18 protein-coding genes are annotated in these 16,688 nt (G+C 73.1%); 10 read left to right on the top strand and 8 right to left on the bottom strand.

The window, feature by feature from the left end; genetic code table 11:
* The first annotated feature begins 84 nt into the window (after positions 1-84).
* From paaD to ACFFR3_RS06270, 4 genes are read left to right on the top strand one after another with little or no spacing between them, the layout of a single operon-like run.
* Positions 85-576: a 1,2-phenylacetyl-CoA epoxidase subunit PaaD gene (paaD, locus tag ACFFR3_RS06255; protein ID WP_345409217.1), complete on the top strand. Its 492-nt coding sequence runs from the start codon at positions 85-87 to the stop codon at positions 574-576.
* 2 nt (positions 577-578) lie between these two features.
* Positions 579-1,661 carry a 1,2-phenylacetyl-CoA epoxidase subunit PaaE gene (gene paaE, locus ACFFR3_RS06260; protein ID WP_379482737.1) on the top strand — a complete coding sequence of 361 codons (1,083 nt, stop codon included), beginning with the start codon at positions 579-581 and terminating at the stop codon, positions 1,659-1,661.
* A gap of 41 nt (positions 1,662-1,702) precedes the next feature.
* Positions 1,703-2,458 (top strand): enoyl-CoA hydratase/isomerase family protein, encoded by a 756-nt coding sequence (locus ACFFR3_RS06265; protein WP_345385416.1) that lies wholly within the window; start codon positions 1,703-1,705, stop codon positions 2,456-2,458.
* Positions 2,455-3,381, top strand: a complete 927-nt coding sequence (locus tag ACFFR3_RS06270; RefSeq protein WP_379482738.1) for a 3-hydroxyacyl-CoA dehydrogenase family protein — start codon at positions 2,455-2,457, stop codon at positions 3,379-3,381. The genes ACFFR3_RS06265 and ACFFR3_RS06270 overlap by 4 nt, the downstream gene beginning before the upstream one ends.
* A gap of 40 nt (positions 3,382-3,421) precedes the next feature.
* On the opposite strand, the gene ACFFR3_RS06275 is transcribed toward ACFFR3_RS06270, so the two are convergent.
* Positions 3,422-4,051 (bottom strand): TetR/AcrR family transcriptional regulator, encoded by a 630-nt coding sequence (locus ACFFR3_RS06275; protein WP_345385420.1) that lies wholly within the window; start codon positions 4,049-4,051, stop codon positions 3,422-3,424.
* A 129-nt stretch (positions 4,052-4,180) separates the two neighbouring features.
* Here ACFFR3_RS06275 and ACFFR3_RS06280 point away from each other — a divergent pair, with 129 nt between their 5' ends.
* Together ACFFR3_RS06280 and ACFFR3_RS06285 are read left to right on the top strand one after the other, a co-directional pair.
* The gene (locus ACFFR3_RS06280; protein WP_379482739.1) at positions 4,181-5,383 is read left to right on the top strand and encodes a cytochrome P450; all 1,203 of its coding nucleotides are present in this window, start codon (positions 4,181-4,183) and stop codon (positions 5,381-5,383) included.
* Complete coding sequence (locus ACFFR3_RS06285; RefSeq protein ID WP_345385422.1) at positions 5,377-6,081, top strand: TetR/AcrR family transcriptional regulator; 705 nt, start codon at positions 5,377-5,379, stop codon at positions 6,079-6,081. Before ACFFR3_RS06280 ends, ACFFR3_RS06285 begins: the two co-directional genes overlap by 7 nt.
* A 20-nt stretch (positions 6,082-6,101) precedes the next feature.
* Here the strand turns inward: ACFFR3_RS06285 and sigJ are convergent, their stop codons facing one another.
* On the bottom strand, positions 6,102-7,043 hold the full coding sequence (gene sigJ, locus ACFFR3_RS06290) for an RNA polymerase sigma factor SigJ (RefSeq protein WP_379482740.1): 942 nt from the start codon (positions 7,041-7,043) through the stop codon (positions 6,102-6,104).
* A gap of 29 nt (positions 7,044-7,072) precedes the next feature.
* The gene (locus ACFFR3_RS06295) at positions 7,073-7,807 is read right to left on the bottom strand and encodes an SDR family NAD(P)-dependent oxidoreductase (RefSeq protein ID WP_364379726.1); all 735 of its coding nucleotides are present in this window, start codon (positions 7,805-7,807) and stop codon (positions 7,073-7,075) included.
* A 70-nt stretch (positions 7,808-7,877) separates the two neighbouring features.
* Here ACFFR3_RS06295 and ACFFR3_RS06300 point away from each other — a divergent pair, with 70 nt between their 5' ends.
* From ACFFR3_RS06300 to ACFFR3_RS06310, 3 genes are all read left to right on the top strand, one after another.
* Positions 7,878-8,669 carry an aminoglycoside phosphotransferase family protein gene (locus tag ACFFR3_RS06300; RefSeq protein WP_379482741.1) on the top strand — a complete coding sequence of 264 codons (792 nt, stop codon included), beginning with the start codon at positions 7,878-7,880 and terminating at the stop codon, positions 8,667-8,669.
* A 70-nt stretch (positions 8,670-8,739) separates the two neighbouring features.
* Positions 8,740-9,891 carry an alpha/beta hydrolase family protein gene (locus ACFFR3_RS06305; protein ID WP_345385430.1) on the top strand — a complete coding sequence of 384 codons (1,152 nt, stop codon included), beginning with the start codon at positions 8,740-8,742 and terminating at the stop codon, positions 9,889-9,891.
* Positions 9,892-9,967: 76 nt separating this feature from the next.
* On the top strand, positions 9,968-10,147 hold the full coding sequence (locus ACFFR3_RS06310) for a hypothetical protein (protein ID WP_345385432.1): 180 nt from the start codon (positions 9,968-9,970) through the stop codon (positions 10,145-10,147).
* 113 nt (positions 10,148-10,260) lie between these two features.
* Here ACFFR3_RS06310 and ACFFR3_RS06315 read toward each other — a convergent pair whose 3' ends face one another.
* The 5 genes from ACFFR3_RS06315 to ACFFR3_RS06335 all read right to left on the bottom strand — a co-directional run bounded on the left by ACFFR3_RS06315 (position 10,261) and on the right by ACFFR3_RS06335 (position 15,860).
* Positions 10,261-11,031 carry an alpha/beta fold hydrolase gene (locus ACFFR3_RS06315; protein WP_379482742.1) on the bottom strand — a complete coding sequence of 257 codons (771 nt, stop codon included), beginning with the start codon at positions 11,029-11,031 and terminating at the stop codon, positions 10,261-10,263.
* A 111-nt stretch (positions 11,032-11,142) separates the two neighbouring features.
* Positions 11,143-12,423, bottom strand: a complete 1,281-nt coding sequence (locus ACFFR3_RS06320) for an RNA polymerase sigma factor (protein WP_379482743.1) — start codon at positions 12,421-12,423, stop codon at positions 11,143-11,145.
* Positions 12,420-12,752 (bottom strand): YciI family protein, encoded by a 333-nt coding sequence (locus ACFFR3_RS06325; RefSeq protein WP_345385436.1) that lies wholly within the window; start codon positions 12,750-12,752, stop codon positions 12,420-12,422. Before ACFFR3_RS06325 ends, ACFFR3_RS06320 begins: the two co-directional genes overlap by 4 nt.
* 35 nt (positions 12,753-12,787) lie before the next feature.
* Entirely contained in the window at positions 12,788-13,813 is a 1,026-nt protein-coding gene (locus ACFFR3_RS06330) for a hypothetical protein (protein WP_364379709.1), read from the bottom strand.
* 340 nt (positions 13,814-14,153) lie between these two features.
* Positions 14,154-15,860 (bottom strand): potassium/proton antiporter, encoded by a 1,707-nt coding sequence (locus ACFFR3_RS06335; protein ID WP_379482744.1) that lies wholly within the window; start codon positions 15,858-15,860, stop codon positions 14,154-14,156.
* Positions 15,861-16,197: 337 nt separating this feature from the next.
* Between ACFFR3_RS06335 and ACFFR3_RS06340 the strand changes: the two genes are divergently transcribed.
* Entirely contained in the window at positions 16,198-16,680 is a 483-nt protein-coding gene (locus ACFFR3_RS06340; protein WP_345385442.1) for a cation:proton antiporter regulatory subunit, read from the top strand.
* The last annotated feature ends 8 nt before the right edge of the window (positions 16,681-16,688 follow it).

Here is a 16,688-nt window from a genome sequence, read left to right on the forward strand (position 1 = left end):
GACAGCGCGGCCACGCGGCAGCCTGCCGAGACGGCCGAGCGAGCGCGTGACGGCGCGGCCGCGCGGGCGGACGCGGCGGTCGAGGTGGCGAGGCAGGTGCGGGATCCTGAGATGCCGATGCTGACCCTCGCCGACCTGGGCGTGTTGCGCGGTGTCGAGGTGACGCGGGACGCCGGTGGCGGCGGCGGCGAGGTGGTGGTCGCCTCGATCACGCCGACCTACACCGGCTGCCCGGCCATGGCGACCATGCGCGACGACCTCGTCCACCGGCTCAAGGACGCCGGGTTCGAACGGGTGGAGGTGCGGGTGGTGCTGGATCCGCCGTGGTCGAGCGACTGGATCTCCGAACGCGGCCGGGCCGCCCTGCGCGACGCCGGGCTGTCGCCGCCCGGCCCCGCGCCCCGGCGTACCGGGCCGGTGCTGCTGACCCTCGGCCCCAAGCGCGCGGCACCGCGCTGCCCGCGCTGCGGCTCGGCGGACACCCGGCTCACCTCCGAGTTCGGCGCCACCGCCTGCAAAGCCCTCTACCGCTGCACGGGCTGCCTCGAACCGTTCGAGCACGTCAAGGAGATTTAACGATGACCATGCCGGCGACCGCGCCGTCCAGGGCCGCCGTCTTCCACCCGCTGACCGTGGCGGCGGTGGACCGGCTGTGCGACGACGCCGCCGCGATCACCTTCGAGGTGCCGCCCGAGCTGCGCGACACGTACGCGTTCAAGGCCGGCCAGTCGCTCACCCTGCGCCGGATGGCCGACGGACGCGAGGAGCGGCGCTCGTACTCGATCTGCGCCCCGGCGGGCGCCGCGCCGCGCATCGGGGTCAGGGAGATCCCCGGCGGCCTGTTCTCCTCCTGGCTGGTCCACGACGTACGGCCGGGCACGGTCATCGAGGTGCAGCCGCCCACCGGCTCCTGGCAGGCCGACCCGGACGGCGGCGAGCGCCACCTGTGCGTGGCGGCCGGCTCGGGCATCACGCCGCTGCTGTCGATCGCCTCGACCGTCCTCACCCACCCCCGCGCCCAGGTCTCCCTCCTGTACGGCAACCGCACCAGCCGCACGGTCATGTTCGCCGAGGAGCTGGGCGACCTGAAGAACCGCTACGGCCCCCGCCTCCAGGTCGTGCACGCGCTCTCCCGCGAGCCGCGCGACGTCGAGCTGCTGTCAGGAAGGCTCGACGGCGACCGGCTGCGCCGCCTGCTCACCTCGCTCGTCCCGGTCGAGGTGTTCGACCACGTGTGGCTCTGCGGGCCGCTGGAGATGATCGAGCAGGCCAGGCCGGTGCTCGCCGAGCTGGGCGTGCCCGCCGAGCGGGTGCACGTCGAGCTGTTCTACGCCGACGCGCCGCCGCCCCCGCCGCACAGGGACGACTCGGCCCCGCCCGGCGCCACCACCGAGCTGACGACCGTGCTCGACGGGCTGCGCACCACCTCGACCGTCTCCCGGGAGACGACGCTGCTCGACGGCGCCCAGGCCACCCGGGCGGACCTGCCGTTCGCCTGCAAGGGCGGCGTGTGCGGGACGTGCCGGGCCGTCGTACGGTCGGGCGAGGTGGACATGCGGCGCAACTACGCGCTCGAACCGTCCGAGCTGGCCGCCGGATTCGTCCTGACCTGTCAGACGTATCCGGTGGGCGAGCACGTCACCGTCGACTACGACGCCTGAACAGGAGCCCACGTGACAACTTCCAGCTGCGGGGAGCGGGCATGAGCGGGCCGAGTCTTCTCATCGAGGAGGGCGCGGACCGGGTGGTGTGGCGGCTCAACCGGCCCGAGGTGCGCAACGCCATCGACCGCGAGCTGGTGGCCGCGCTGCACGAGGCGTGCGCCGCCGTCGAGGCGGACCCGAAGGTCGTGCTGCTCGTCGGCGAGGGCGGGACGTTCGCGGCCGGCGCCGACATCGCCCAGCTGCGTGAACGTGGCCGCGAGGACGCGCTGCGCGGCATCAACTCGAAGATCTTCGACCGGGTCCACCGGCTGCCGATGCCCACCATCGCCCTCCTCGACGGGTACGCGCTGGGCGGCGGCGCCGAGCTGGCCTACGCCTGCGACTTCCGCATCGGCACGCCCCGCACCAGGATCGGCAACCCGGAGACCGGCCTCGGCATCCTCGCCGCCGCCGGCGCTGCCTGGCGGCTGGCCGAGCTGGTGGGCGAGCCGCTGGCCAAGGAGATCCTGCTCGCCGGCCGCGTACTGACGGCCGAGGAGGCCAGGGACGTGCGGCTGCTGCACGAGGTCGCCGAGCCGGACGACCTGCTCGCCGCCGGGCACCGCCTGGCCGACCGCATCGCCGCCCAGGCCCCGCTCGCGACCCGCCTGATGAAGGCCGTCTTCCACGCGCCGCGCCAGGCGCACCCGTTCGTGGACGACGTGGCGCAGGCGGTGCTGTTCGAGACCGAGGAGAAGTACGCGCGCATGACGGCGTTCCTGGAACGCCGCGAGCGGAAGGGACCGCGCCCATGACCACCGACCACCCGGACCACGCCCACCCGCCCACCGACCGGCCCACCGACCGGCCCACCGACCGGCCGACCGACCGGCCCGGCGCCTTGCCGGGTGACGTCGGTGTCTTCGGCGGGGGCCGCATGGGGGCGGGCATCGCGCATGCGTTCCTCGTCGCGGGCAGCGCCGTCGTCGTCGTGGAGAGCGGCGAGGAGACGGCCGCCGCCGCTCGTGCCAGGGTCGAGGGCAGCGTGGGCAAGGCCGCCGCCAAGGGCACGCTCGGTGAGCCGCAGAAGGCCGTGCTGGCCCGGCTGCGGATCACGACCGACCCGGGCGACCTGGCGGGCTGCCATCTGGTCATCGAGGCCGTGCCCGAGGATGCCGCGCTCAAGGCGGAGGTGCTGGCCGTCGCCGAGAAGCGGGCGCCCGGCGCGGTGCTCGCCACGAACACCAGCAGCCTGTCACTGACCGGGCTCGCCGCCGGGCTGGCCGCCCCGGAACGCTTCCTCGGCCTGCACTTCTTCAACCCGGTCCCGGTGAGCGACCTCGTCGAGATCGTCGCCGCGCCCACGACCGAGTCCGGGTTGCTGACCCGGGCCCAGGGCTGGGTGGCGGCGCTCGGCAAGACGCCCATCACCGTGACCGACTCGCCGGGCTTCGCCAGCAGCCGGCTCGGGGTGAGCCTGGCGCTGGAGGCCATGCGGATGCTCGAAGAGGGCGTGGCGAGCGCGGCCGACATCGACACCGCGATGACACTCGGCTACCGCCACCCGGTGGGGCCCCTGCGCACGACGGACATCGTGGGGCTCGACGTGCGGCTGGCCATCGCCGAACACCTGGCCCGCGAGCTGGGCCCGCGCTTCGAGCCGCCCCGGATCCTGCGCGACCTGGTCGCCGCAGGCCACCTCGGCCGCAAGACCGGCCAGGGCTTCTACACCTGGTGACACCGCCTGACCAGGCCACTCCCCTGGTCAGGCCGGCCGGTCAGGTTTCGTGCTTGGCCAGGCCGTCGAAGGCGATGGAGGTGATGGCGGCGGCGACCATCGCCTGGTCGTAGGCGCCGTCGGGGCGGTACCACTCGGCGAGCGAGTTGACCATGCCGAACAGCAGGCGGCTGACCAGCGCGGGCGGTACGTCGTCGCGCAGCGCGCCCTCGGCGACCGCGTCGGCCACCAGGGCGGCGAGCCGGTCGTCGAGCCAGCGGCGCCGTTCGAGCGCGGCCAGCTCGACCTCGCTGTTGCCCCGGACGCGCAGCAGCAGCGTGACCGACGGCTGGTGCGCGACGAGCACCTCGACGCTGCGCCGCACGACCTCGCGCAGCCGCTCGTACGCGCTGCGCCCGCCCGGCTCACGGGACGCCTCGGTCACCACGGCGGTCAGCTCGTCGAGCGCGTCGTCGAGCGCCTGGCCGAGCAGCTGCTCCTTGCTGGTCACGTGGTGGTAGATGGCCGGCTTGGTCAGCCCGAGTTCCTTGGCCAGGTCGCCCATGCTGGTGGCGTCGTAGCCGCGGCGGTTGAACATCTCGACGGCGGCGCGCAGGATCGCGGACTGGTCATAGCCGGGACGGCCCCGCCGGCGGCGTGGGGCCGGTTCGGCCTGCTCAGTCGTGGTCACAAATGCAGCATCTCACGCGTCCGCCCCACGCATCGCCGGGACCGCCACGTACGGACACCGTTCTCAATCACTTGATTTACTTAAGCGGATTGACTTAGCTGGGCCTCACAAGCACCTCTGGGAGGACGTGTGAGCGCGCAGCAGGTTCCCGACTACCCGTTCGCCAACCCCACCGCCCTGGAGCCGCCGCCCGAATGGGCGGAGCTGCGCTCGGGCTGCCCCGTCGCCCCGATCAGGCTCGCGAGCGGCGACCAGGCGCTGCTGCTGACCAGGTACGACGACGTCAAGCAGGTCCTGTCGGACCCGCGCTTCACCCGCCAGCTCGACGCGCCGGACGCCGCCAGGGTGACCGCCAACGAGTCGGGCGGCGTGTTCGGCAACCGGGGCAGGAGCATGACGGGCGATGAGCACCGCGCCTGGCGGCAGCTGGTCGGCAAGGCGTTCACCGCCAAGCGGGTCACCGCGATGCGGCCGCGCATCGAGGCGATGGCCGAGCACCTGGTCGAGGAGATGATCGCGGGCGGCGCGCCGGCGGACCTGGTGTCCGCGCTGGGGTTCCCGCTGCCGGTGTGGGCCATCTGCGACCTGCTCGGGGTGCCCGACGCCGACCGCGCCAGGTTCGCGTACTGGTCGGACACGATGCTCAGCATGACCAGGTTCACCCAGGAGGAGATCGACGCCGCACAGGCCGACTTCGACGCCTACCTGGTGGCGCTGGTGGACGCCAAGCGGAAGGAGCCGGGCGACGACCTGATCAGCGAGCTGCTCGCGCTCGTCGAGGGCCTGGACGGCAGGCTGACCGAGCAGCTGCTGATCGGCACCGCCAGGGGCCTGCTGGTGGCCGGGCACGAGACGACCGCCAATATGATCGGCAAGATGATGTCGATGCTGCTGGCCGACCGCGGGCGCTGGGAGGCGCTGCTGGCCGACCGCACACTGATCCGCTCCGCCGTGGAGGAGGCGTTGCGCTTCGACGCCAACCCCGGCTTCGGCATGCCCCGCTACCTCACGGAAGAGGTCTCCGTGAGCGGCCAGACGCTGCCGAAGGGCACCACCGTCGTGTGCAGCATGGCCGCGGCCAACCGTGACGAGCGGCAGTTCGACGAGGCGGACGAGATGCGGCTCGACCGCTCACCCAACCCCCACGTCGCCTTCGGCGCCGGCCCGCACTCCTGCCTCGGGCAGGCGCTGGCCCGCACGGAGCTGCAGGCCGTGCTCAAGGTGCTGCTGGACCGGCTGCCCGGCTTGGAGCCGGCCGTCCCCGCCGCCGAGCTGCGCCGTCGCGAGGGGCTGGTGGTCGGGGGGCTGGAGGAGGTACCGGTGCGATGGTGACGTCCTCGGGGCCCGCGCCCGAGCGCCGCGGGGTGCGGGCCAGGGACACGCGCGAGGCGCTGCTCGACACGGCGGAGCGGCTGTTCGCCGAGCGCGGCGTCGGCGAGGTGTCCAACCGGCAGATCAGCGAGGCGGCGGGCCAGGCCAACAACTTCGCGGTCGGCTACCACTTCGGGTCGAAGGCCGGTTTGGTCCGCGCGATCGTCCGCCGCTACACCCACGACCTGGAACGGCGGCGGCTGCGGCTGCTGGCCGAGATGGGCGAGTCGGGTGAGCTGCGCGACTGGATCTCGTGCCTGGTCCGCCCGGCCACCGACCACCTGGCGGCGCTGGGCGTGCCGAGCGTGCGAGCCCAGTGCATGGCGCAGATCAACACCGTGCCTCCGATGCGGGAGATCGTCATCGACGAGGCCGTCTCCACGCCGTCCATGCGGACGAGCCTGGCCGGCATGTTCCGGCTGCTGCCCGGAGTGCCGGAGGGGACGCGCCGCCACCGCGCCGACATGAGCCGCCTCCTCCTGGTGCACGCGCTGGCAGAGCGGGAGCGGGCGCTCAACGAGGGCGACCCGCTCAGCCCCACCTGGGACGCCACCGCGACCAGCCTCATCGACGCCCTGACTGGCCTCTGGACGGCTCCCGCCACCGCTCCGGCCCCACCCGCCGCCATGGAGGCCACCGGCCCCACCGGCCCCGCCTGACCCGCCTGACCCGTGAGGCGTCAGCGGTTCCGGAGGCCCACGTCGGAGACCGGGCCGAGGTGGTGCAGCTTGTCGGGGTTGGCGACCGAGTGGATCGCCTGCACGTACCCGTCCGCGATCGACAGCTCGACCACGCTCGCCACCCGTCCCTCGGCGTCGTGCAGGACCGCTCCCGGGCGGCCGTTGACCCAGGCGAGACTGAGCGTGACGCCGAGCGCCCTGAACCGGCGCAGGCCGCCGAGGAGCAGCCGCGCGACCCGCAGGCGGTCGGTCGCGGGCCACGAGAGCGCGGGCACCTTGCCGCCGCCGTCCCCGTGCAGCACCACGTCGGGGGCCAGCATGTCGAGCAGCGCGTCGAGGTCGCCGCCTGACGCGGCCTCGAAGAAGCGCTGGGCCAGCTCGGCGCCCTCCGCCCGCCGCGCGGGGGCGAGCGGCCCGCCGGGTTCCCGTGCCCCCTCGGCGATCCTGCGGCGGGCGCGGGCGAAGATCTGCCGGCAGTTCGCCTCGGTCTTGCCGGTGACGCGGGCCACGTCGGGGTAGCCGTACCCGAAGACCTCGCGCAGCATGAAGACCGCCCGCTCCACCGGCGAGAGCGCCTCCAGCAGCACGAGGAACGCCATCGACAGCGAGTCGGACAGTTCGGCGTGCTCGGCGGGCCCAGCGGCGGGGCCTGAGGTGAGCCCCGCACCGAGGCCGGGGACGACGACCGGCTCGGGCAGCCAGTCCCCCACGTACGTCTCCCGCCGTACCCGCGCCGACCGCAGGTGGTCAATGCCGAGCCGGGTCACGGCCGTCGTCAGGTACGCCTTCGGCTCGGCGACCGTGGTGCCCGCCTGGCGGGCCCTGGTGAGTCGGAGGTAGGCGTCCTGGACGATGTCCTCGGCGTCGCCGACGGATCCGGTCATCCCGTACGCGATGGAGAACAGCAGGGGCCGGTAGCCCTCATCGTCCGCTCGCGACATATCCGTACCCTTCCCGAAATGTCCGGTGCTCACCAGGCCACCGGTCCCAGGCGGTCGATGAAGACGCCGCTCGGCCCGTCGGCGTCGAGGGTGGCGAGCCTGATGATCGGGTCGCTGCCCTGGGTGACGGTGAGCGTGCCGGTGTGGTGGTTCATGTCGGTGGCGGTGTAGGCCCGGTTGACGATCTCGCCGGGGGTGAGCACGTTGAACTTGATGTGCGGCAGCGCCTGCGCGTACCGAACGGTGATCATGTTGAGGGCGGCCTTCGACGAGCTGTACGCCAGCTCGTGCATCTTCGAGACCGGCTGGCCGGGGTCGGTGACCACGCCGAAGGAGCCGCCGCCGCTGCCGACGTTCACCACGCGCGGGTTGTCCGACGCCTCCAGCAGGGGCAGGAAGGCGTGGGTGACGCGGACCGGCCCGTAGACGTTGGTGTCGTAGACGGCGTGCAGCTCATCGGCCGTGGCCTGGGCGGGCGGCAGCACGTTGCCCGGCGCGCCCGCGTTGTTGACCAGCACGTCCAAGTGATCGGTGTGCTCACGGACCAGGCTCACGGCCGCCGCGACCGACTCGTCGGAGGTCACGTCCAAGGGAATCACGACGACCTCGATGCCGTCGGCGGCCAGTTTCTCGGCGGCCGCGCGGCCCCGTCCTGCGTCGCGGGAGCCGAGGAAGACCTGCCAGCCCATCTCGCCGAGCCGCCTGGCCGTCTCCAGGCCGAGCCCCTTGTTCGCACCGGTGATCACTACACTCGTTCGTTCCATGCACTCAAAGACGAGATGGCCCGCCCGGTTGTGACGGCTGTGAGTGAGGTCACCCGGCTGAGGAGAGATCGTGACGCTGCCGCCCGTACCGAAGCTCGACGTCCAGCAGGCCCTGCGCGACCTGCCCGTGCCGCTCGCCTACGAGGGGCCGTGCCCCGGCGGGCAGGTAGGCGCGGCCTACGTCCGCTGGCCCGACGGCCGCCGGTCGGTCCTGACCCGGGGGCCCGACGTCGGCCCGCTGCTTGAGGTGGCGCGGGCGGCGGGGGTGCCGGCGCCCGCGTACGAGCTGGTCCACCCACCCCTCCTGGTCCAGGAGCTGCTGCCGGGCCGTGTCCCGGAGAAGGCCACGGCGGAACTGGTCGAGCAGATGATCGAGATCAACCGGCGGTGCCGGGGCGTGCTCGCGGGCCGCTCCGACCTGCCGCCGCTACGGTTGTTCCTGCTGGAGGACGGGCCCGGCTTCTGCCTGCACGGCTCGCTGCGCTCCTACGACGGCCGCACCCGCCGCCTGCTCGACCAGATCGAGGAGGTCGGCAGGGCGTTCCCCGGCGACGTCCTCGACGGCGACGACCTCGTGCACACCGACTTCCACCCGGAGAACGTCCTGGTCGACGCGGACGGCGTCATCACCGGCGTGATCGACTGGGACGGCGCGACGCGCGGCGACGCCGGCTTCGACCTGTTCACGCTCCGCTTCGACCTCGCGCACCGGGCCCCCGGCCTGCACGTGGACGTGCCCGAGCGGGTGGCGCTGCGCTGCTGGGCGCACATGAGCCTGCGCCTGGTGGACTGGGCGATCCGCCACTTCAGCGCCTCCGAGGTGACGCGGTGGCTGGAGGTGGCCGGGCGGCTCAGACCCTGACGAAAGTAAGGGTGCGTGCCCGTCTTTCGAGCATGTCGAGCGGCCTGGGCCCGTCCGTACCGTACTCGCCATGAACAGAACCACCGTTGCCCTGCTCGCGCTCACCCTGCCCCTCACCGCGTCGGCGCTCCCCGCGCAGGCCGCCGGCACCGCCGAGGTGACCTTCGCGATTCCCCGGCCGACCGGCGCGTACCAGGTCGGGCGGGACGTCCTGCACCTGCAGGACACCGGGCGGCGCGACCCCTGGATGCCGTCGGCGCGCTCGCGCGAGCTGATGGTCTCGATGTACTACCCGGCACGTTCCGGCGGCGGCGCCGCCCCTTACATGACGACCGCGGAAGCCGCGGCGCTGCTCAAGTCACAGAAGCTGGACCAGGTGTTCAAGCCGGAGCAGGTCACCGGCGTGCGCACCAACGCGCGGACCGGCGCCCGGCCGGCCGCCGGACGGCACCCCCTGGTGGTGCTGTCGCCCGGATTCTCGCTCAACCGGGCAACGCTGACCATGCTCGCCGAAGAGCTGGCCTCGCGCGGCAACGTGGTCGCGCTGGTGGACCACGCCTACGAGTCGTTCGGCACGACGTTCCCCGGCGGCCGCACCCTGACCTGCGCCGCGTGCGACGCGGTCGAGCAGGCCCCGTCCGACGCGGCGAGCAGGCGCATGATGGCCAAGGTCGCCACCGGCCGGGCGGCCGACCTGTCGTTCGTGATCGGCCGGGTCACCCGCGCCTCCGGGTGGAAGCGCGCGGCGATGATCGACGGGAAGCGCATCGGCGCGGCAGGACACTCGATCGGCGGCAACGCCGCCGCCCTCATGGCCGCCGACCGCCGGGTGCGCGCCGGGGTGAACATGGACGGCACGTTCTTCGCGCCCGTCCCCAAGAGCGGGCTCGCCAAGCGGCCGTTCCTCATGCTCGGCACGAAGGCGGGGCACTCCCCCGGCTCCACCGACACGTCCTGGCCGCGCGACTGGCGGCGGCTGGACGGCTGGAAGCGCTGGCTGACCGTGGCCGACTCCGGCCACTTCACCTTCATCGACGTGCCCGTGCTGGGCGCTCAGGCCGGGATCACCGACCCGGAGGCGCCGCTGCCTGGCAAGCGGTCGGGCGAGATCACCACCTCGTACGTGGGCGCCTTCTTCGACCGTCATCTGCAGGGCGCGAAGCGGCCGCTGCTCGACGGGCCGACCGCCGCCAATCCCGAGGTCACCTTCCAGAACCCGTGATCTCCGCTCGTTTCCCTGACCGGAACACTTTCCATGTCTGCTGATAGGGCCATCTGGAATCAGGGAGTGTGGTCGCATGCCGTACGGACCAGAGGACCTGCCGGGCAGGCGCGCCCTGCTCCGCCCGCTCCCCGCACCGGCGGCGTACCGGCTGCACGGCAGGTCGTGGTCGGGCCGCGGCCGGATCACCCGCGTCCAGGCCGCACGGAGCTGCTGGCCCGCGCCACCGACTCGACCGGCGCCGTGCAGCCCGTAAACCACGCCCTTCAATACCTTGGGGTACCTGTTCGGCGCGATCGTGTCCCATCCGGTGCAGGTGATCTGAGCCGGCGCGGGCAGCCCCTCAGGCACCGCCCCGCCCGAGCCGGGTCAGCCGAGGAAGCCGATCAGATGGGGTGCCAGGACCTCCCAGGAGACGTTGTGGTCCTGGCCGTCGAGCACCGTGTGCCGCGCCTCGGGCAGCGCGTCCAGCAGGGCGCGGGCGGCGGCGTCCGCCCAGGGGCCGGTGCGGGAGCCGGTCAGCACCAGGACGGGCGCCGTGACGGCGGCGAGGCCCGGCGGCAGGCCGCCGTCGCCGAGGACGGCTGCGTCGTACGCGAGCGTGGGCGCGATCTGTTCCATGGACGGCCACATGGGAGCGCGACGCATACCCTCGATCGCCTCGGCCGGCATCCCGACCGAGCGCAGGAACAGCGCCATGGCGTCCCCCGGCCGCCCGCCGTCCAGGCAGGCCGCCAGCTCGTCCGCGTACGCGCGGGCGCGGGCGGGCGCGCCGGGGTCGAGCTGGAACGGCGGCTCCCACAGCGCGAGCCTCGTGATCGGCAGGCCGGCCGCGGCGGCACGCACCGCCAGCACCGCGCCCGACGAGTTCCCGAACACCGCCGCCGCGCCCCCTGCCGCCTTGATGACCGCCGCGAGGTCCTCGACCTCGCGCTCCACCGCGTAGGGCGAGGGGTCGCCGCTGTCGCCCCGGCCCCGCCGGTCATAGTTGATCACCGCACGCTCGCCGGCCAGCAGCCGGGCCAGCGGCTCGTGGACGCCCCTCGTGCAGGACGCCCCGCTCACCAGCACGACGGGCTCCCCGTCGCCCATGACGTCGAACGCGATGGGGGTGCCGTCGGCCGAACGGGTGGTCTTCATGGTCATGCCTTTCATAGAGGACGACTGTTTCCGCCCTGCCTACGAACGGGAACCGCCCAGACGGACACCCCTCCCGGAAAAGGTTCGTGCAGGCGGCGGATCGCGTGCCGCTCAGACGTGCGCGACCTCCCCGAGCCGACGGGTCAGGTGCCGTCGCTCGGGGCCGTCGGGGGCCAGCTCCACGGCCCGCCGGTAGTGCTCGGCGGCCTCCTCCGCACGGCCCAGGCGGCGCAGGAGGTCGGCGCGGGCGGCGTGGAGCACGTGGTGGCCGTCGAGGCGGGCTCCGAGCGGCTCGGTCATGGCCAGGCCACGGGCGGGGTCGGCCATGCCGGCGGCGATGGCCCTGTTGAGGCGGACGATGTCGGAGGGGACGTGGCGTTCGAGCGCGCCGTACAGGGCGGCGATCTCCGTCCAGGGCGTCTCGGCGAACGACGGCGCGGTCGCGTGGCAGGCGGCGATGGCGGCCTGGATCCGGTACGGCCCCGCGCCCGCGCCGCCTTGCCGCAGCACCTCGTCGAGCAGCGCCACGCCCTCGTCGATCTGCTCGCGCCGCCACCGTGAACGGTCCTGCTCCTCCAGCGGCACCAGTTCCCCGCCGTCCTCGCGGGCCGCGCTCCTGGCGTCGTGCAGGAGCATCAGCGCCAGCAGCCCGCCCGCCTCAGGCTCGCCCGGCAGCAGCCCGTGCACCAGCCGCGCCAGCCGGATCGCCTCGTCCGTGAGCGACCGCCTGATCGACTCGTCGCCCGCGCCGGCCGCGTACCCCTCGGAGAAGAGCAGGTAGAGCACGCCGAGCACGGCCGGCAGCCGCTCCGGCAGTTCCTCGGCCGGCGGCACATGAAAGGGCAGCCCCGCGTCGCGGACAGCACGCTTGGCGCGGGTGATCCGCTTGGACATCGTGCCCTCGGACACGAGAAACGCCCGCGCGATCTCCGCCGTCGTGAGCCCGGCCAGCGTCCGCAGGGTGAGCGCCACCCGCGCCTCGAACGGCAGGCGCGGATGACAACACGTGAAGATCAACCGCAACCGATCGTCCTCGACGACGGTCCCCGGGCCGCCGCCGCGCGAACCGGCGGGTCCGCCGGAATCGAGCAGGGTGGTGGCGTGCAGGGCGGCCAGTTCGCGGAGCTTCGCGGCGCCTGTCGAGGCGCGGCGGAGGCGGTCGATCGCCTTGTTGCGGGCCGTCGTGGTGAGCCAGGCGCCGGGGGCCGGCGGCACGCCGTCCGCCGGCCAGCGGGTCAGCGCCTGGGTGAAGGCGTCCTGGGCGCACTCCTCGGCGAGGTCCCAGTCGCCGGTCTGCCGAATCAGGGTCGCCACGACGCGGCCCCACTCCTCGCGGAACAGGGCCGCCACCGTCTCTTGGACGCCCGCCGACGCCGGTTCCTGTGGCGTCACGGTTGGAGGGCGCGGAGTTCTATCGTGCCGTGGCGGGCCACCGGGTGGGTCCGCGCGGCCTCCATGGCCTCCTCGCGGGACGCGCACTCGATCAGGCTGAACCCGGCGACGACCTCCTTCGACTCGACGAAGGGACCGTCGGTCATCAGCACCTCGCCGTCGCGCACCCGCACCGTGGTGGCGTCGGCCGGGGGTTCGAGGCCTCCGGTCGCGATCAGCCCGTCGCCGCGCGCCGCGGCCCACGCCTTGCAGTCGGGCAGGAAGCCCGGATCGGCCAGCATCGCCTGGTAGGACTCTTCGTCCCCGCAGACCAGCAGCAGGTACTTCATCCGGTCAGCCTAAAACCCCCGGCCGCCCGCCGGGGTCAGCGGAAGTCGGAGATGCGCAGCACCGCCAGCATGTCCTTGGCGCGGGAGCCGTCCGTCGAGAAGGACGCCTCGGCGCCGACCCAGCCGCGGAACGCCCCCGAGTCGTCGATGATCTGCATGAGCGGCTTGACGTGCGAGTTCCCGGTGTAGCAGAACTGGCCCCGCTCCATCGCCAGGCAGGTGCACCAGTGCCAGAGCGTGTCGCGGCGGTCGGTCTTGGAGATCATCGTCAGGTAGTACTGGATGGAGGAGATGTTGGCCTTCGTCCCGCCGCCGTACCTGGGGCAGCCGCCCTCCTTCTGGCAGGCGCTGTTGGACGAGGGCTGCAGGTACGTCAGGCACGAGGTCGTGCCGGAGCACTGGCGGAACGACGAGAGCCCGAACGGCTGGTTGGCCGACCTGACCAGCTTGCCGCCCGCCCAGCTCGTCAGGTCCTGCCTGAGCGAGCTGGGGAACGCCTTCACCGAGCTCATCGCGCGGCGGGTGGCGTAGGAGGCGTTGCTGCCGTAGCCGTAGCCGTGCGTGGCGAGCGTGCTGCGCTTGAGGTCGAGGCGGGCGAGCTTGCCGTCGGGCGACTTGCGGACGTACCACTGCTCGGTCCAGGTCTGGGCGATCTTCCACTTGATGGTGAGCACGTCGCCCGCCACCGAGTACGTCCCGGTGCGCCGCTCGCTCGGGCCGCCGGTGAAGCCGCCGGCGGTGAGCACCTTGCACCCGCGCACCCGGGTGGACTTGCCGCCGGCCTTGGTGCTGCAGCTCGCGTCGGGGGCGGTGCCGGTGCTCTGCCTGGCCTTCGGGCTCCGCTGCCACCACAGGTAGAAGCCGGCGTTCACGGTGCCGTTCCTGGCGAAGGTGTAGTTGCCCAGGCGTAGCCAGTTCTGCTGGGAGGCGGCCTTGAGATGACCCTGCGAGACCACGAACGTCGACTTGCCGCCCGGCAGCGCCGTGGCGGCGGCCGCCGGGCCGGAGGGGAGAAGGGTGAGGCCGAGCAAGAAGGTGAGGATCGCGGCTGCGATGCGCATGTGGCGTCTCCGGGGGGTTACAAGGCGTGTCCGGCTCAGCACGACACGGTAATAGGCCTGGACCGGATATGTCATCGAAACACCGCCACAAGTCCCGCTCGTCACCTCCCCAGCTCCCGCCCGCCCGCTGCGAGGGTGGGGGGCGGGGGTGAGGGTGGGCGACGGCCCCATACCCGGCGCCACGGACGGGCGAGCGCATAGCCGGCGCCACGGACGGGCGAGCGCATAGCCGGCGCCACGGACGGGCGAGCGCATAGCCGGCGCCACGGACGGGCCTGCGCATAGCCGGCGTCTCGGGCAGGCGTGCCCCTCGCCCCAGGCAGGCGGGCGCGGGGTGGTGTCATGTGACGGCGGGGTCGGACTCCGATTCCGTGCCGGGGAGCAGGTCGTCGCCCGGTTCCGGGGGCGGGGGCGCGACCGGGCGGACGTGGCGCCGGCGGCCGCCGGCGAGGCGGGTACGCCAGCGCAGGCCCGCCCGCCGCCTGCCGGGCGCCGGTGTGGCGGCGGGGGCGGGACGCGATTCCGGGGACGTCGCGGGTGCGTGGCCGTTGTCGGGCTCGCCGTCCTCGCCGTGCCAGTGGGCGAGGCGGCCGCCCCTGCCGACGGCGCGCAGCCGCCGCTCGACCTCGGTACGGGTGGCGGGCGTGGTGACGATGAGCACTTCGTCGCCCTCCCGCAGCCGGGTGTCCGGCTCGGGGACGAGCGTGTCGCCGCCCCGGATGACGAGGGTGACGATCGACGGCTTCGGCAGCCGTAGCTCGAAGATCTCCACGCCGTGCAGCTTCGAGCCCGGCGGGACGGTCAGCGTGAGCAGCTCGGCCGCGAGGACGTCGAGCGGCGCGGCCTCGATCTCGACCTCCTTGGCCTGGTGCGGCTGGATGACCTTGAGCAGCCTGGCCACCAGCGGCAGCGTGGGGCCCTGCACCAGGGTGTAGAGGATGACCAGGACGAACACGATGTTCAGCAGGTGCCTGCTGCCCGGCACCTCGGCCACGATCGGGTAGGTGGCCAGCACGATGGGCACCGCGCCGCGCATCCCGGCCCAGGCGATGAACGCCTGATGCCGCCAGCCCGTACGGAAGAAGGTCAGGCACGCGGCCACGGACACCGGCCTGGCGACCAGCATCAGCACCAGGCCGATGACGACGGCCGGGATCAGCGCGCTCGCCAGCTCGTGCGGGGTGACCAGCAGGCCGAGCATGACGAACAGGCCGATCTGCGCCAGCCAGCCGATGCCGTCGGCGAACGACCGGGTGGCGGCGCGGTGCGGCAGTACGGCGTTGCCGAGGACGAGCCCGGCCAGGTACGCGGCGATGAACCCGGAGGCGTGCACGGCCCCGGCCGCGGCGAAGGCGATGATGCCCATGCCCACGGTGGCCAGCGGGTACAGGCCGGTGGCGGGCAGCGCGACGTAGCGCAGGGCGAGCGTGCCCGCCCAGGCGCAAGCGAGCCCGATCGCGGCGCCGACCGCCAGCTCGTACGAGATCTGCGTGGCGATCGAGGCGGGATCGGGCAGGTCGGTGAACGCCGTCGAGAACACCAGCACCAGGATGACCGTCGGCGCGTCGTTGAAGCCCGACTCGGCCTCCACCATCCCGGCCACGCGGCGCGGCAGCGGCAGCGCGCGCAGCACGGAGAACACGGCGGCGGCGTCCGTGGAGGACACGATCGCGCCCAGCAGCAGCGAGAGCTGCCAGTTGAGGCCGAGCAGGAAGTGCGCGCCCGCGGCGGTGATCGTCACGCTGACCGCCACGCCGAGCGTGGCCAGCAGTCCGGCGGGCACCATCAGCCGTTTGATGTCGGACCACCGGGTGCTCAGACCGCCCTCGACCAGGATGACGCCCAGCGCCGACGTCCCCAGGGTCTGCGCGAGCTGCGCGTCGTCGAAGTCGATGCCCAGCACGTCTTCGCCGAGCAGCACCCCGAGCGCGAGGAACAGCAGCAGGCCGGGCAGACCGAGCCGGCTGGCCGTGCGCGCCGCGGCGATGCTCGCCAGCAACACCAGGCCACCGGCCAGTAAAACCCCGTAGAGCTGCTGCAGACTCATCGTGAACCCCCACATGGCATCGTTGGAGCAGTTATGTGGCGATCATTACTCATTGCACGCAAATCATGCTGAATCGGCGGACTCCTCCTGTCGCAGGGACGGCTCCTCCATCTTCACGGGCGGACCGGCCGGTGGGGGTGCGGCGCGGCCGGTGCATTCGCGTGTCGATGGGCGCGGGGTCTGTCGTACCCCGAAAAGACGTCCGAAGCTCCGGAAATCGCACCTGCCGTCCACTTACGCGAATCTGTCATCCTCGGAAAGGATCGTTCTGGGACGCCCGCGCCACGCGCCGGAGCGCTCCCGAACGGTGCGGCGCAGGACGGACGTGAGGTGACCGGTGGAGATCGAACAGACAGCGTTGCCAGGAATCGGACTGCGGCACGAGTTCACGACGAGCTCAGGGCGGCGCGTCGCCGTCGTCTCCCACCGCACCGGCCGCCGCGACCTGGTGATCTACGATCCACACGACCCCGACCAGGCGTGCGAGACCGTCACGCTCAACGACGACGAGGCCGACGCGCTGGCCGGGCTGCTCGGCGCGCCGCGCATCATCCGGCGGCTCGACGACCTGCACCGGGAAGTGGAGGGGCTGGTCAGCGAGAAGTTGCCGATCGGCACCGAATCGCCCTACGCGGGGCGGCCGATGGGCGACGCGCAGGTGCGCACCCGCACGGGGGCCTCCATCGTGGCGGTGGTGCGCAAGGCGCAGATCGTCGCCAGCCCGGCACCGGGCTTCGTGCTGGACGCGGGCGACGTGGTGGTCGTGGTGGGCAGCGCCGACAGCGTCCAGGCGGTCGCCGGCATCCTCGCCGGCGGCTGAGCGCGCCA

The sequence above is a fragment of the Nonomuraea salmonea genome (assembly GCF_042428605.1).
GTDB classification, from domain to species: domain Bacteria; phylum Actinomycetota; class Actinomycetes; order Streptosporangiales; family Streptosporangiaceae; genus Nonomuraea; species Nonomuraea salmonea.